The organism is Neorhizobium phenanthreniclasticum, from assembly GCF_040066075.1.
Taxonomy (GTDB): domain Bacteria; phylum Pseudomonadota; class Alphaproteobacteria; order Rhizobiales; family Rhizobiaceae; genus Neorhizobium; species Neorhizobium petrolearium.
This window is the reverse complement of record NZ_JBEAAL010000030.1, coordinates 58258-73008: the sequence shown is the minus strand read 5'-3', so window position 1 is coordinate 73008 and position 14751 is coordinate 58258. Positions and strand designations below refer to the sequence as shown.

The 14751-nt window shown below is 58.1% G+C and carries 16 protein-coding genes and 2 pseudogenes; 5 read left to right on the top strand and 13 right to left on the bottom strand.

Translation table 11 applies throughout. The annotated features are described in order from the left end of the window. Positions 1 to 39: 39 nt before the first annotated feature. Positions 40 to 213, top strand: a pseudogene (locus ABK249_RS28100) (IS21 family transposase); the annotation flags it as partial. Positions 214 to 215: 2 nt separating this feature from the next. Here ABK249_RS28100 and ABK249_RS28095 read toward each other — a convergent pair. From ABK249_RS28095 to ABK249_RS28050, 9 genes are all read right to left on the bottom strand, one after another. Continuing rightward, positions 216 to 818, bottom strand: a complete 603-nt coding sequence (locus ABK249_RS28095) for a glutathione S-transferase C-terminal domain-containing protein (protein WP_197489621.1) — start codon at positions 816 to 818, stop codon at positions 216 to 218. A 65-nt stretch (positions 819 to 883) separates the two neighbouring features. Further along, positions 884 to 1546, bottom strand: coding sequence for an OmpW/AlkL family protein (locus ABK249_RS28090; protein WP_081725682.1), 663 nt, complete (start codon positions 1544 to 1546; stop codon positions 884 to 886). Positions 1547 to 1622: 76 nt separating this feature from the next. Next, complete coding sequence (locus ABK249_RS28085; RefSeq protein WP_024706821.1) at positions 1623 to 2828, bottom strand: NAD(P)/FAD-dependent oxidoreductase; 1206 nt, start codon at positions 2826 to 2828, stop codon at positions 1623 to 1625. Between the two features lie 100 nt (positions 2829 to 2928). Then, positions 2929 to 3834: a VOC family protein gene (locus ABK249_RS28080; protein ID WP_024706822.1), complete on the bottom strand. Its 906-nt coding sequence runs from the start codon at positions 3832 to 3834 to the stop codon at positions 2929 to 2931. 33 nt (positions 3835 to 3867) lie between these two features. Further along, on the bottom strand, positions 3868 to 4464 hold the full coding sequence (locus ABK249_RS28075; RefSeq protein WP_024706823.1) for a 2-hydroxychromene-2-carboxylate isomerase: 597 nt from the start codon (positions 4462 to 4464) through the stop codon (positions 3868 to 3870). Then, a complete protein-coding gene (locus ABK249_RS28070) occupies positions 4461 to 5456 on the bottom strand; it encodes a dihydrodipicolinate synthase family protein (RefSeq protein WP_024706824.1) in 996 nt (331 codons plus the stop codon). Before ABK249_RS28070 ends, ABK249_RS28075 begins: the two co-directional genes overlap by 4 nt. Positions 5457 to 5533: 77 nt before the next feature. Then, on the bottom strand, positions 5534 to 6598 hold the full coding sequence (gene gtdA / locus ABK249_RS28065) for a gentisate 1,2-dioxygenase (RefSeq protein WP_210057218.1): 1065 nt from the start codon (positions 6596 to 6598) through the stop codon (positions 5534 to 5536). Positions 6599 to 6644: 46 nt separating this feature from the next. Then, positions 6645 to 7007: a 2Fe-2S iron-sulfur cluster-binding protein gene (locus ABK249_RS28060; RefSeq protein WP_210057216.1), complete on the bottom strand. Its 363-nt coding sequence runs from the start codon at positions 7005 to 7007 to the stop codon at positions 6645 to 6647. A gap of 438 nt (positions 7008 to 7445) precedes the next feature. Further along, complete coding sequence (locus tag ABK249_RS28050; RefSeq protein ID WP_024706826.1) at positions 7446 to 7910, bottom strand: Lrp/AsnC family transcriptional regulator; 465 nt, start codon at positions 7908 to 7910, stop codon at positions 7446 to 7448. Between the two features lie 128 nt (positions 7911 to 8038). On the opposite strand from ABK249_RS28050, the gene ABK249_RS28045 reads away from it, so the two are divergent. Both ABK249_RS28045 and ABK249_RS28040 read left to right on the top strand, forming a co-directional pair. Next, complete coding sequence (locus ABK249_RS28045) at positions 8039 to 10402, top strand: transketolase-like TK C-terminal-containing protein (RefSeq protein ID WP_024706827.1); 2364 nt, start codon at positions 8039 to 8041, stop codon at positions 10400 to 10402. Further along, complete coding sequence (locus ABK249_RS28040; protein WP_081725684.1) at positions 10399 to 10794, top strand: transposase; 396 nt, start codon at positions 10399 to 10401, stop codon at positions 10792 to 10794. The genes ABK249_RS28045 and ABK249_RS28040 overlap by 4 nt, the downstream gene beginning before the upstream one ends. Here ABK249_RS28040 and ABK249_RS28035 read toward each other — a convergent pair. Next, entirely contained in the window at positions 10763 to 10885 is a 123-nt protein-coding gene (locus ABK249_RS28035; protein ID WP_265105939.1) for a hypothetical protein, read from the bottom strand. The two genes, ABK249_RS28040 and ABK249_RS28035, sit on opposite strands and share 32 nt — an antisense overlap. A gap of 323 nt (positions 10886 to 11208) precedes the next feature. Between ABK249_RS28035 and ABK249_RS28030 the strand changes: the two are divergent. Then, a pseudogene (locus ABK249_RS28030) lies at positions 11209 to 11417 on the top strand (IS66 family transposase); the annotation flags it as partial. A 31-nt stretch (positions 11418 to 11448) separates the two neighbouring features. Here ABK249_RS28030 and ABK249_RS28025 read toward each other — a convergent pair. After that, a complete protein-coding gene (locus tag ABK249_RS28025; protein ID WP_024706829.1) occupies positions 11449 to 11763 on the bottom strand; it encodes an IS110 family transposase in 315 nt (104 codons plus the stop codon). A 182-nt stretch (positions 11764 to 11945) separates the two neighbouring features. Here ABK249_RS28025 and ABK249_RS28020 point away from each other — a divergent pair, with 182 nt between their 5' ends. Beyond that, on the top strand, positions 11946 to 12476 hold the full coding sequence (locus ABK249_RS28020) for a MarR family winged helix-turn-helix transcriptional regulator (RefSeq protein ID WP_210057214.1): 531 nt from the start codon (positions 11946 to 11948) through the stop codon (positions 12474 to 12476). Between the two features lie 60 nt (positions 12477 to 12536). On the opposite strand, the gene ABK249_RS28015 is transcribed toward ABK249_RS28020, so the two are convergent. Further along, on the bottom strand, positions 12537 to 13394 hold the full coding sequence (locus ABK249_RS28015) for a fumarylacetoacetate hydrolase family protein (protein WP_210057212.1): 858 nt from the start codon (positions 13392 to 13394) through the stop codon (positions 12537 to 12539). Positions 13395 to 13487: 93 nt separating this feature from the next. After that, on the bottom strand, positions 13488 to 14732 hold the full coding sequence (locus ABK249_RS28010) for a cytochrome P450 (protein ID WP_024706832.1): 1245 nt from the start codon (positions 14730 to 14732) through the stop codon (positions 13488 to 13490). Positions 14733 to 14751 lie beyond the last annotated feature (19 nt).

Below are 14751 nucleotides of genomic sequence, written 5' to 3'. Positions count from 1 at the left end.
TCGTGCCAGAACGGCTTCGGCAAGCGCTGGAGACTTGGGATGAAGGCGGGCGTTGCCAAGGCACTGTGGTTCGAACCAACGCTCAATGCCACCTTCGCTGCAATGGCCGAACATTACCATACGACCGTCCCACCGACCAGAAGCCGCAAACCGCGTGACAAGGCCAAGGTCGAAGGTGTCGTGCTGAACGTCGAGCGCTGGATAGTGGCGAGAGGTTATGCAAGCCCTTCTTCTTTAAGCGCCTGCTGGACAGACGGTCGGCCACCAATCCGCCGCGCGTATTCGCCAAGCTTCGGCCATAGAGACATATCCATCTTGAGGAAGTTGCACCAGCCGAGCACCGTGAAGAGATAGGCATCGGCCACCGTAAAACTGTCGCCTACCAGATAACCGGCATCTCCGATGCGGTTCTGCGCTTCGATCAAACGGCCGGTGGCCATTTTCTCGAAGAAGGGACGGGCTTCGGCTGGCAGATCGGCACGAAACAGCGGCGCTAGCGACTTGTGAATCTCTGTGGCGATGAAGTTCAGGGTTTCGAGAAGCTTCCAGCGCTCCTCTCCCGTCACTTTGCCGAGTTTCCCGTCGGCCTTGTCCGCAATGTATTGCAGCACCACGGCGACTTCAGAGAGCCTAGTCTCGCCATCAACGATCGTCGGCACCAGACCGAGTGGATTGATCTTGGTATAATCCTCACCCTCGACCTTGTTCCCAGACGGGTCCATCACAACCATCCGGCAGGTCACGGGTAAGCCCGCTTCCAGACAACTGATGTGAGCAGCCAACGAACAGGCCGCCGGCATGTAGTAGAGTTCCATCATCACAGTATTTCCCTTACATGGAGTTGCGGCACAGATACCCTGAAACTGGTGCCGGAGGTCGTGTTTCAGAAACGCCAGATCAGACCAGTACCGACAAGCAGAGGATCGAGCGTCGCCTTTCCTGCCGCCGCCGGCCCGCCAACGCCCAATGTGCCGCCGACATCGGCTTCTAGCCAAATTTTCTTGACGTCGAAGTATACGCCCAATCGCTCATCAATCATGCTTTCGAAACCAACTTGAAGGACGGTGCCCCAAGCGTTATCCACATCGAATCCGGCAACATCGCGCGCTTTCGAGTCCAGTATCATAGTGTAATTGATACCCGCGCCAACATAGGGCTCGAACATCGGATTCCCGGTGGGAAACCGATACTGGAGCGCAAGAATCGCAGGGGCGTAAGTCACGTCCCCGAGATATGCTCCAGCAAGGGATCCGTCGCCGCGAATCTCTGCGGTAGGTGGGATTCCGAATGTGAAGGTGGCGGAAATCTGCTCGTTGACGCGATAGCCGACATCGAAGCTCAACGAGTAGTTGTCGTCGACCGAAACATCGGCGCCCGGAAATGGTGCACCTCCGACGGACAGATCGGCTCCGGGGCTGAAGAATATCCCCACGGGTCCGCCCCGGAGATACCAGCCGTTTTGGTCTGCTTCCTGTGCCCGAGAATCACTGGTCTGCGCCAGAGCCAGACAAGCTCCAACTGTAGCGGTAAAACAAACTTGACGCATATTTTTCCTCCCTGATGTGTCAAATTGTTATTGATACTGTCGCCCGCACTTCGCGTAGTAGGGTAGCCTTCTATGTTTACAGCAGTTTACGCAGGTCAGTTGCTGTGATCAGAGAATCGTCCGTGACAGCGTAGCCCTTCGAGATGAGACGGCGAACGATCGCCATGTCGCGTGGCGCGCCGAAACAGATGGCACCTACCAGCACATCGCCGATGACCGCGAAACGCGTGAACGACCTTCCTTCGCCCTTCCGCACAAGTATAGTTCCCCCCTCTGGCTGGTTATCCCCGATCATCTGGATGTTGAGGTCGTATTGATCAGACCAGAACCAAGTGTTGATTGCATAGGGCTCCTTCTTCCCCAGCATGTTTCGTGCGGCGGCGGCGGCCTGGTCCTGCGCATTGGCCCAGGATTCCATCCGTGTCGGCTGGCCATCGCCAACACGCATCGCCGCCACATCACCGGCCGCGTAAATCAGCGGGTCGGACGTACGCAGAAATTCGTCAACGATGACACCATTGCCGGTCTCAAGGCCAGCCTCCCTCGCAATGGCATCATTAGCTATCGCGCCGATCCCGATAACGACCACGTCGACCGCCAGCATTTCCCCGTTTGATAGCGTCACGCTTTCAACCTGATCCTCTCCGCCTACCGTCACGATCGAGGTATTCAAGTGGATCACGGTGCCATTGCTACGGTGGACATCAGCCAAAGCGACGCCGACATCCGGTGGCAGACTCCGACCGCAGAGTCGGTCGGCGAGTTCTACGACCACTGCCTCCATCCCGCTTTTGCGGGCTGTTGCCGCAACTTCAAGACCAATCCAACCCGCGCCGATCGACAAAAGGCGCTTTCCTGGCACCATTTGCGCGCGCAAGCACTCCGCATCATCAATGGTGCGCAGATAGAAAACATTGCCTTTGCCCTCGAAGGGGCCATCAAGCGTGCGGGCGCGACTACCGGTCGCGATCAGCAGGCGGTCATAGGGCAGGCGTTGGCTCGAAGAGAGCCGAACAACCTGCGCGTCCCGGTCGATTGCTTCGGCGCGTTGGTTGATCTGAAGGTCGATGGCGAGATTTTGCGCTACCTCGGCTTTCAGCAGGCAGGTGCTCTGTGCGTCCGCCGCACCCTGAAGCACCGCCTTCGACAGCGGCGGTCGGTCATAAGGAAGGTGCCGTTCCTCCGAGAGGATCGTGACGGCGCCCTCGAAGCCTTCTGTTCGTAGCGTTTTCGCCGCGGTCACTGCAGCCAAGCCGCCGCCTATGATGATGATACGTTCCATCGGGGTCTTCCTCAGTCAATAATGCGGATGACGCGAAGTCCTGTGCTACGCGTCATCCGCTGATTACTTGTCCGCGCCTATGGCGCGTTCCTGCCCTGAGTTAGGAACCCTCTTTGAAGCTCTCGGGGAACGGAGCGCCCCAAGAACTGAAAATGCCCGGCTGGTCGGCCTTCCAAATGAACGGGCCTGCCTTGCGGTCCACACAACGCGGCATTTCGCCCGAAAGCTCATAGCGGTTGCCATCCGGCGTGAAGAAATAGGAATAAAGATTCGAACCCACGCCATGGCGACCCGGGCCTGCTTCAGTCATTATCCCACCGCGTGCGATTTGATCGAGCATGAGCTTCATGTATTCGAGGTTCGGGATCGTCCATGCGAGATGGTCGAGCGTCTCATGAGGCGCACCAGCAAACATCGCCACGTCATGATGATAGTCGCCGACATGCATCCAGGCCGCAAGACGCCCCTCGCCGCCTGGGAACTCGACAATGTCAGCGGCATAGAAATCGACATGTTTGGTCAGGAATTCGATCGTCTGCGTCGCATCCGGTCCGACGCGCAGCGTGACATGGTCGAGATCAAGCGGCGCCAGTCCGCTCAGGTGGTTGGCCTTGCGCGCAGCCGGATTGTAGTAGTGCTTGCGCGCTTCGGATCGCAGAAGCGCAATCTGCATTTTCTGCTTCTGGGGCGGCAGGTCAAACTCGATGATTTTCTCTACGCCCGGATCGCTGTCCGTCATCGCCCGCACCTGGACACCAGCGTCAGAAACGCGCTTGCTGTACTGCTTGAGGTCTTCCTCATCATCCGCAGCGATCGCAAAGCTGATGACGCCCGTACCACCTTCGGTTACGGCCACGTCGTAAGTTCCATCGGTACCGCACGTCAGGTAGACAGTGCCATCTTGCCGGGCGACTTCCTCGAGCCCCAATACGTCGGTGTGAAACCGCACCGACTCATCGAGGTTCTTAACCCACAAGTGCGCGTGCGACAGTTTTTGAAGAGCCATAATATTCCTCCCCTTGGATGGATGGCATTGATGTCAAAGCCCCTGTTGGAGCGTTCTTTCCATGAACATGAGGCGGTCGTTGCCCCACCACATCTGATCTCCCACGATCATCGTGGGCGTACCGAACACGCCGGCCTCATGCGCGGCTTGCGTGCTAGCCTCGTATTGGTCTGCGGCCTCCTGCGAAGAAACCCAAGCCGAAAGCGACTCGGGACTCCAGCCCAAACGATTCGCCAATTCAGCCAGCAACGCAGGGTCGGCCAGATCTGCACCTTCGCCCCAGACCCGGTCCCAACCAGCGCGGATGAAGACTTCGCCCTCGCCCTTAGCCAATGCATAGAGGAAAGCCTTGTTGAGCTTCTCGGAGGCGAGCGACTTCGGGAAGATCAAAGGCACACCATATTTCTCAGCCCAACGGTCGAGATCCTTGCTCAGATAGCGGATCTTCAACGGAAGGCTGACATTGGGTGGGGCGGTGTTCCCCGCCATGAGCTTGAGTTGGGGGAGGTTCACGACATGAGGGCGAAATTCCAGTCCGTATCGCTTGCAGAGCTCCGGCACCTTGTGAAATGCCAGGTAGGCGAAGGGGCTCATGAAGTCGAAGTAAAAGTCAAGCTGCCGACCTGTCACTTTCCGCCCTCTGCCTCAAGCTCGGCAACTAGTTTTGCCCATTGCCGACCGGATTCCCGCGCGCCTTCCAGAACCGTCTCGGGAACCAGATGATAGGGCGGACGACAAGGCCCCGCGACCATCCAGCCTGCCGCGTCCATACGGGCTTTCTCAATACCGATGTTGTAAACTGAGAACTCCTTGAACGAACCGTTGGGGAAGAGTGTCCGATATGTGAGGCCAATTCTGTCGGTCAGTGCTTTGGCACGGGTCCAATCGCCGCTCTTCACCGCCTCCGCCACAAGATCCCGAAGCTGGATCACCGGAGTAGGCCCGCAAACCGCACCACTGGTCCAGAACGCTGTGCAGTGTTCAGGGTCGAGCCGGGCGGCGGCATAATAGTCCACATCAAGCGGCATCAGTCGAATACGGCGCTTGGTCAGGTTCAGGTCGGTATAAAGCGCAGCGGTGTTTATGTACTTTGCGGACACAATCTGCGGAATTTCAGAGATCTGCGCCCAGAAGGCACGCGGGAACTCGAACTTGAATGCCTCGGGGTTGGCGTAAGCACAGATCGCCATGTCCGGGCAGGCTTCGGCCACATCACGAAAGAACTGAACAGCAGTAGGCACATCAGGCTGCACCCACATTGGAAGCCCCAGCATCACCCCGTCAAGCCCGATCTCGCGCGCGGCCTTGGTCATGCTGATGGAGTCGCGGGTATTGAGGGCGGTCGCGCCGCCGAAGATGGGAACGCGGCCGCGCCCCACCTCGACGAGCGTCTGCATGAAACCGCGCTTCTCGTCCCAGGTTGTAGTGGCGCCCTCCCCCAAGGTACCGAGAGAGAGAATCCCGTTCACGCCCGAGGCGATTAGAGCCTCCACGACGCGAGCAGTTTCGTCCAGATCGACCGTGTCCTCTGCGCTCGGGTCCGAAGCGTTGGGCTTGGACGGCGTGGGCATGATTGCCCAGCAACCCGTCACGTCATCGACCGTGAGAAGTTCATGTTTCATGAATTGATATTCCGATTTGCGTGGATTTTCTGTCGGGATCGGCAAGCGCGCGGCCAACGCACGCCATACCCATCGGACTATGCGTTGAGCGGAACCGCGTTTCCTCGGTCCTCCCGCCAAAGCCCAAGCTTCTCTTGACAAACGCGATCGGAGTAAGAGAACATTACGCCATCGCTATCCGCCTCATGCGTGACGGTGTGCCAGCTCGGAACCACGAACAGATCCTTCGGACCCCATTCATAGGTCTTGCCGTTTATGACACTGCGACCGGTTCCTTCAGTGACCACAAACACCGTCGCATCGGTCGATCGGTAAGGCTGCGTCTTGAACCCCTTCGGAAGGAGCTGCAAGCATGGCGAAATCGTCGGCATGGCCCAGCCGCCGTCCACCGGGTTGATATAGCGCATCTTGATACCGTGGAAGGGGTCGATCTCCCCCTGCTTCAAGAGGTGGTCAAGCGCTTCGCGCGAGCGTTCGTAAGGATAGTTGAAGATTGGCGACGATACTCTGGTCGGTTCGTAATCGACCGGAAGCATGTTGGCGCCATAACGCCAGGTGCTGTCTTCGGGCTGGCGGGTGATTGGCTGCTGATCCGCGTGATGCTCTTCAGCGAAGGAGGCGTCGAACACCGACACGATAGGAATGTCGAGACCGTCGAGCCAGATCATCGGCGCGTCGCTGTCGTTGCCGTGATCATGCCAAGCACCGGGCGGGGTGATCACGAAATCGCCGAACTGCATGACTGTACGCTCGCCATCGACCGAGGTATGCGCGCCGCAACCATCCAATACGAAGCGCAGGGCCGACTGGCTATGACGGTGTGCAGGGGCGACCTCACCCGGCATGACGACCTGCAGGCCGGCATAAAGCGAGGTCGTGATCCGGGATTGGCCGCGCAGCCCAGGATTTTCCAGCACGAGAACACGCCGCTCGGCTTCCTCCGCGGTGATCAACCCGCCAGCTTCCAGCAGATAGGACTTGGCTTCGTCGAAATGCCAAAGATGCGGCACGCAACCGCTCCTGGGCTCAGGCGTGATGATATTCGACAGCACAGTCCAGAGCGCAGTATAGGAACTGCTGTCGATTTTGTCGTAGAACGACCTTCGTTCCGCGGTTTCCACAGGCTTCTCGGTAAGCGACATATGATCCTCCGTTTTGCGCCCTCAGACAGAAAGCGTCACATACATATCAGAACTGGAATTCCGGGGTGGTAACGGTGAGGCCGTCAAGATTCGGGGCGAGCCGTATCTGACAAGCAAGCCGACTGCCGTCCTGCCGATTGGCCGCAAATTCCAGCATACTAGATTCACCTTCCCCAACTGGTGGAAGTAGAGGGAGCCAAATGGCATCGACATAGACTTGACAAGTGGCGCACGCACACGCTCCCCCGCAATCCGCGTCAATGCCCGGCACACCCGCCATAGTTGCGGCCTCCATCAACGACTGCCCTTCTTGCGACGAAACCTCACGCCGTTCGCCCGCCGAATCAATAAACACCACTTGGATCGCCACCGGCCTTCTCCTCCCCGCAAAATCGTTCAATACGGCCATAATCCTCACCAAGGGCGCGCAGCGCCGCACATTTCGGAACCGTAAAGATGCGCCTATTCCTCCATTCGCCCGCCCTTTTCACGATCGCCTCCACCCCAGGATAGTAATCCAACAACGGCGTCCGAGAATTAAGCATGCATACTATCTCTTATGCATATCTTCCCACGGGTAGTCAAGCCGATTGATACTCTGGGACCATACCTTGGACCGCCGGTGCATTTTCCGTCATGGCAATGGTTTCGCCGTTTCGTACGCCTGTTCCTGTTTCGCACGATCCATGATGTGGCGCTGATGATCGGCCACGAACGCGCCGGTCGCAGCCCACTACAGATGGCTGCAGCATGATGTCAGGGTTCACGAAACAGGCAGTAGGTCATGTTGATCACTAGCATCTGCTTGGTCATGTTCGGAAATGCGTGAAGCGTGCAGGACGTGAGCCTAAACAATCCGTCCAAGACCTGCCTTGACGCGGCGCAGCGGGATTGAGGATTCTATCGACGCCACGCCTCGGACTTTCGTCAAGCGACCGACGAGGAAGCGCTCGAATTCCTCCAGCCCGGTGGTGGCTACTCGCAGCAGGTAATCCCGGTTTCCGGTCATCAGCCAGCAGTCGACAACCTGGGGGAAGGTGGCAATCGCGGCCTCAAACGTGGCCAGCGCCTCGTCCACCTGTTTGTCCAGTTGTACCGAGACAAAGACCGTAAAGCCGAAACCGAGGGTGGCCTCGTTGATCAGTGCGGCGTAGCCGGTGATGACACCGATTTCTTCCAGATGGCGCAGGCGGCGGGCGGTTGGAGAAGGGCTCAGGCCGATCCGGGCGCTCAAATCGTTGATTGTAAGGCGGCCATCATTATGCAGGACGCGCAGGATCTCTGAATCGAAGTGATCTAGTTTGGCGGGCATCAGCGCAAATCTCTCCATTCGTGGCGATACGAGCCAATTATCAGGAATGATGCGCTCATAATAGCCGGGAAAACGCGCCTTCGTGAAGATAGTATGCCCGTAAGAATTAATCCTCAGGAACAGTCGCGATGACCGATCTCAAGACTATCGAACAACGCTTGTTGTGGCTGTCCCACTGGATGATCCATCATGCCAACCACATCCGCCCCAAGGTGGACGGCATCAAGATCGGCGGTCATCAGGCCTCTTCGGCTTCGATGGTCTCGATACTGACCGCCCTTTATTTCTCGGCGCTCCGCCCGCAGGACCGGGTCGCGGTGAAGCCCCATGCCTCGCCGGTGTTCCATGCGATTCAATATCTGATGGGCAATATGGACCTTGCGCGAATGGAAAACTTCCGCGGCTTTGAGGGCGTGCAATCCTATCCCTCGCGCACCAAGGATGTCGATGATGTGGATTTCTCCACGGGGTCGGTTGGTCTGGGTGTGGCGATCACCTCTTTTGCCGCGATCATCCAGGATTACATCTCGGCGAAGTCCTGGGGCCAGACCTTGCCCCTTGGGCGCATGGTGGCGCTGGTCGGCGATGCCGAGCTTGATGAAGGCAACATCTATGAGGCGTTGCAGGAGGGCTGGAAGAATGATCTTCGCAATTGCTGGTGGATCATCGACTACAACCGGCAGTCGCTGGACGGTATCGTGCGCGAGGGCCTTTTTGCCCGGGTCGAGGCGATCTTCGAAGCTTTCGGTTGGGATGTCGTGCGGGTCAAATACGGGCGGCTGCAACGCGCGGCTTTTGCAGAGCCGGGGGGCCGCGCGCTGCGTGACTGGGTCGATGATTGCCCGAACCAGCTGTATTCGGCGCTGACTTTCATGGGCGGGGCCGTCTGGCGCAAGCGGCTGATGGAGGATTTGGGCGATCAGGGCGATGTGACCCGGCTGATCGACAGCCGGTCCGACGATGAACTGGCGACCCTGATGGAGAACCTTGGCGGAAACTGCGTGGAAACCATGGCGGAGACCTTTGCCGCCATCGACCATGATCGCCCGGTCTGTTTTCTGGCCTATACGATCAAGGGCTGGGGCACGCCGATTGCGGGCCACAAAGACAACCACGGCGGTTTGATGACCAAGAGCCAGTTTGAAAGCTGGCAGAGCCATATGGGCGTGCCCACCGGCCAAGAGTGGGACAAGTTCGCCACCATTGCGGACCCTGAGGCGTTCCAGAGCTATCTGGACAGGGCGCCCTTCTTCAGCAAGGGCCGCCGCCGCCATCACGACACGAAACTGCCGGTGCCCGTCATCGAGCTTTCAACCTTCCGTGAGATTTCCACCCAAATGGCCTTCGGTAAGATCCTCGATGACCTGTCGAAGGGGGACAGCGAACTTGCCGCGCGGATTGTCACCACATCGCCGGATGTGACGGGCACGACCAATCTGGGACCTTGGGTCAACCGGCGCAAGCTGTTTGCGCGGAAGGCGCAGGCGGATACTTTCACCGAACACCGCATCCCTTCAACCGCGAGATGGGAGTTCACGCCTGATGGGCAACATATCGAACTCGGCATCGCAGAAATGAACCTGTTTCTCCTTTTAGCAGCGGCGGGCTTGTCGCACAGCCTGTTCGGCAAACGGCTGATTCCGATTGGAACGGTCTATGATCCTTTCGTTTATCGCGGCCTCGATGCGCTGAACTATGCCTGCTATCAGGACGCTCGCTTCATGATCGTGGGGACTCCGTCCGGCGTCACGCTGGCTCCGGAAGGCGGTGCGCACCAATCCATCGGAACGCCGCTGATTGGAATTGCGCAGGATGGGCTGGCGGCCTTCGAACCCGCTTTTGCCGACGAATTGGCAGTCATAATGGCTTGGGCCCTCGACTATCTGCAAAGGGATGGCGAAGCTTATGTGGACGAACGCACTTGGCTTCGAGACGAGACCGGCGGGTCTGTCTATCTGCGCCTATCGACGAACCCGCTTGAGCAGCCCGGCAAGCGTCATGACGACGCCTTTCGTCAAGGGGCCATCGACGGCGGCTATTGGCTGCGCAAGCCAGGGCCGAATTGCGAAGTGGTCATCGCCTATCAAGGCGTCATCGCACCCGAGGCAATTTCGGCCGCTGCCATTCTTGGCGAAAACCGCCGTGATGTTGCGGTTCTGGCTGTAACATCAGCTGACCGCCTGAATTCGGGTTGGACCGCAGCGCAACGGGCACGGGCGCACGGGAACGCGCAAGCCCTGTCAACTGTTGAACGGCTGTTCGCGCAACTGCCGCCACATTGCGTGATCGTAACGATCATCGACGGGCACCCGGCAACGCTGGCATGGCTGGGTTCCGTCAAAGGCCATCGCGCCATCTCGCTTGGCGTCGAGAATTTCGGCCAGACCGGTACAATCGGCGACCTCTATCGTCATTATGGCATAGACGCGCGCAGCATTGCCAACCTTGTCATGGGCCTGACGCCCGGCCCTGACGTCAGGCGCTATGTCTGAATTCATCTGAGATTCTGCGCCTCCCCCTTGACGGATGTAGGTTAACAACATCGGACTGGTCGCTTCCACCAATCCAAACTCATCACATACGGTCGCCGCTATCGCATCGCCTTATAGCGCGACGATCAGGGTTCTTTCGCAATCTATGTGCCGCCGACACTGCATATGACAGCAATGCGCTTCGCACTTTCCTCATCGCGCGCGGTGCCGAGCCTGTGATCCCCAACAATCCAACCCGAAAACAGATCCAGCCCTTCGACCCTGAGGCCTATAAGCGCAGGAATATCATCGAACGCACCTTCTGCCGCCTCAAGGATTGGAGACGCGTCGCAACTCGATATGACAAGCTCGCAACCAACTTCACAGCAACATGCTACATCGCCGCCATCTGAGCGATGAAGCCTGCGTGAAGCGCTTGGGCTGGATGCCGTGGTCGTCGGCGACCACCTCCGGGTGCGGCTGGAAGAGAAGGTTCCTGTCCACGGGGAACTCTTCTTGAAGGTCGCAGCTCGATGGACGAGTCCACCTCGGAAGAGTGCAGGCTCGTCGCCACCGGTGACCGGCTTGTTCCGTTCGATCAGCGCCGCAGGATCGGCGCGTGCCGTTCCCATGCTCATGCCGCTGCACACCACAGGATCAATCATCCAGAAATCGAGATCGAGACACACGTCGGCCCCAAAAGCTTCAAAAACCGACCTGTCGCGAGTTCTTCGACGCGGCGAATGGAAACCCTCTGGGCGAAATACGGATGCCAGCGATAATAGACCTCGACTTCATCGCCGACATGGGCAGAATTAACGGGCATTGCTACCGGCAGAAAATCCTGGCTGTTCAGCGACACCGTGGACGGAGCCAGGGCAAGTGCTGTCTACAGTCCGATGCTGACGTGCCGCGCCTGCGGCATCGAACGCCTGGCCTACTGCGCTATGTCCTCAGCGAATTGCCACAGCGCGCCACAGACGCCGACATCACTGATTTGCTGTCCTTCAACTTCGCCAAAACTACCGCTACCTGATCAAAAGCCACCGGAGGACACGCCCGTCCGGTCAAGCGGACCGCGTCAACGCGCATGGAAATGAGCGTTTACGGTAGATATTGCCCCGCTTGGTGACGCTGAGTAGCCGCGGCTTCCCGCCTGTCGTCATCTGCTTCGGCACGAGACCGAGCCAAGCTGGGACGTCGCGGGCTTCGCGAAACGCCTCACCGTCTCCAACATCTGCAACGAGCGCAGTCGTGCCAAGGACGCCGATGCCCGGGATCGAGGTCAGACGGTTCACAGCTTCGTCAGTCCGCGCATGCTCACACAGATCGTCATTCAAAGCATCGATACGCTCGTCGAGCGGCTGCCACTTAGCTCGCATGTCCCCGATGAACCTTAAAATGCGGATGATACGTGTAGTGACGCCTTTATTTGCTTGGTCTTTCTCCGCATAGCTTGTATCAATTCCTATCAGAAGGCCTCATGTCCTTCTGATAGCTCTAGATTGCAGGCAGCATCAAACGGTGTTGCGCCATAGGTGGACAGGTGAGAATAAGGAGATTGTTGGGCAACGAAAGTTTGATCGAGCGTCAACCAGCCGAAACCACGGGAAAAGAAGACGATTTTCGAGTTCTTACTGATCATCCCGCGCATCTGATTCGGCGTAGCTACCAAGTCTTTCTGTATGCTTTTGACGAGGCCATGGCTGGCCTGAAGCTATCGCCTGTGAGCTGGATCATTATCGCAACAACGCACAGCTTCCCAGGCCTTTCAGTTACGGAAGTGGCCCGGCGCGCCGCAGTTGACAAGGCCAGTTGCGGACGAACAGCGAGCTCTCTCGAGAGGCGAGGTTTGCTTCGGATCAAGAAGAGTGATACGGATCAAAGACAGAAACTGCTGGACCTCACTCCCGCCGGAGAGTTACTCTACGCCAAGGCGTTCGGTCGTGTCGAAAGGTTGAGGTCGCTGCTGTTGGATGATCTCGCTCTTGAGGAGCAACATCAGCTACTTACAACGCTTACGGTATTTCTTCGGGCTACAGGTAAGAACACGCGCCCATCAATTCCCGCAGCGCTGGAATCCGAGATGAATTGACACAGCCACAGGGATTGAAACCGGCCACCCAAAGCGGTGATGGCCGGTTTTTTATCGACTTCAGGTGACGTCGATCTCCATTGATCCAATCCGGTCAATCCAGGCATGGATCTTGTTGCCCGGCTCAACCTGCCCGACTCCCTCGGGCGTCCCGGTGAAGATGACGTCGCCCACTTCCAGTGTATAGAATCGGCTGGCCATCTCGATGAGTTCCGGCACGCTCAGCACAAGATCACGCGTATTCGCCTTCTGCCTGGTGACGCCGTCCACCTTCAGTTCGAAGTCGAGCTGGGACGGATCGACGATTTCATCGGCAGTTACAAGCCACGGACCCAGCACCGAATAGCTATCTATGGACTTGCGCATGCTGCGCTCCTCGGCGCCGCGCACCGTCATGTCAAGCCCGATCGCATATCCTGCGACGTGCTCCAGCGCGCGCTCCGCCGACACCCGGTCGGCGCGTTTGCCGATGACGACCGCGAGTTCGATTTCGTGATCGCTGCGGCGATCAGGGAAGCGCAGCGTCACCGGCTCGGAGGGGCCGATAAGACTGCTGGTGGCCTTTAGAAACAGGCCCGTCTCGTGAATCACCCGCACCTGGGCTGCATTGCCTTGGTGTAGATCCTTCTGCGCGCGCGCCTCTTCCAGGTGCTTGACGTAGTTCACAGGCGCCGCGACAAGCTTGCCGGGGTTTGCAATGGGTGAATCGAAAGCCAGCTCAAGGGCGAGCCGACGCTCTCCGGTCTTGGCAGCCTCAAAGAATGCTTCCTTGAGTTGATCGAGATGGGCGATCAACGGGTCATACCGCGGCAACGGGTAGCGCACCTGCGGCAAGAGGTCGAGGGCCGAGGTTACATCGACAACCTCACCGTCCTGAACAAGACCGATACGGTTCTTGTGGAAGCGACAGATCTTCATTTTTTCTCCTTATCAACTTGCGCCCATGATAGCGGGCCACCCATGGATTGCCCGTTATCATGAGAATACCTCAATGCCCGCGGTCATCGCGGATCAAGCCAGCCGTACCGGGAATTGCTCCAACCCCCTGAACCGCGTGCTGCGCTGAAAGCGTGTCTCGCCGTTGCGGACCATGGTCGGTAGTTCCTTCAGCACGGCGGCAATGGCTATCGGCGCCTCCATCCTCGCAAGTGGTCGACCCAGGCAGACATGGATCCCCGCACCAAACGCGACATGATTGTTCGGACGCCGCGCAAGATCAAGCTTGTCGGGGTTCTCGAAGATCCGCTCGTCCCTGTTCGCCGAGGCTTGGGCAAGAACCACCTCGGTGCCAGCCGGGATCGTGCCATTTCCACTGGCAAGCTCCACATCGTTCACCGTGCGCCGTCCCTGAAGCTGAAGCGGTGTGATGAAGCGAATCAGCTCTTCGAGTGCCGTAGGCAGAGGGACCGCGCCCTCACGCAGTTGCTGTTTGCTCTCGGGGTCGTCCATCAGGAAATGCACCGCCTGAGAGATGAGGTTTGTGGTGGTCTCATGGCCGCCATTGAGCGTCACGATGCACATATGCAGGATTTCGGCGTCGCTGACTTCAACGCCCTCACGCTGAGCCGCAGCCATCGCGCAAAGGATACTCTCGGCCGGGTCGATCGTGGCGCGCGCCTTGACCTCATCGAGAAAAGGTCGCAGATAGCCCATGAACTCCGTGACCGCTTCATGGCCCTGTTTGATTGCTTCGGCCGGCACCTGCGGGTTAAGTGGGAAAAGCACTTTGCGCCCCACGCCCTGGATATAGTCGGCATCTTCAACCGGAACGCCGATGACCCTGCAAATAAGTGCTACCGGGATCCGGAACGCGAAATCTCGCACGAAATCGAACTCGCCCATTTGCTTGACCTTCTTGATCTCACGATCAATCACGTCTTGGGTAAAGTCTGTCAGAGACTTGATGGACGTCTGAGAGAAGAAGGGGTTGACGATATCGCGCAACCGGTCGTGATCGGGGTTGTCACGGAACAGCATCGTCGATGTGTGATGCTCAAGCAGGGGCCCCTTGCCGAATTTCTTCTCAAAATACTCGCCCTTGTAAACGAGACCTGACAGGTCTCGCCATACCTGGCGCACATCGTCGTAGCGGGTTAAAAGAACGGTGCCGTCTTCTTGCTGGTGAACCGGGTCACCATCGCGCAAAAGACGAAAATATTTGCTTGGATCGTCGAAATAGTCATCCGGCGGGGACAAGAGGTTGAAAGCACGAGCTTTCTCTACAATCCTCTGATCGATTTTCGTGTCTCCGGTCATTCTTTCCTCCCAGCGCTCT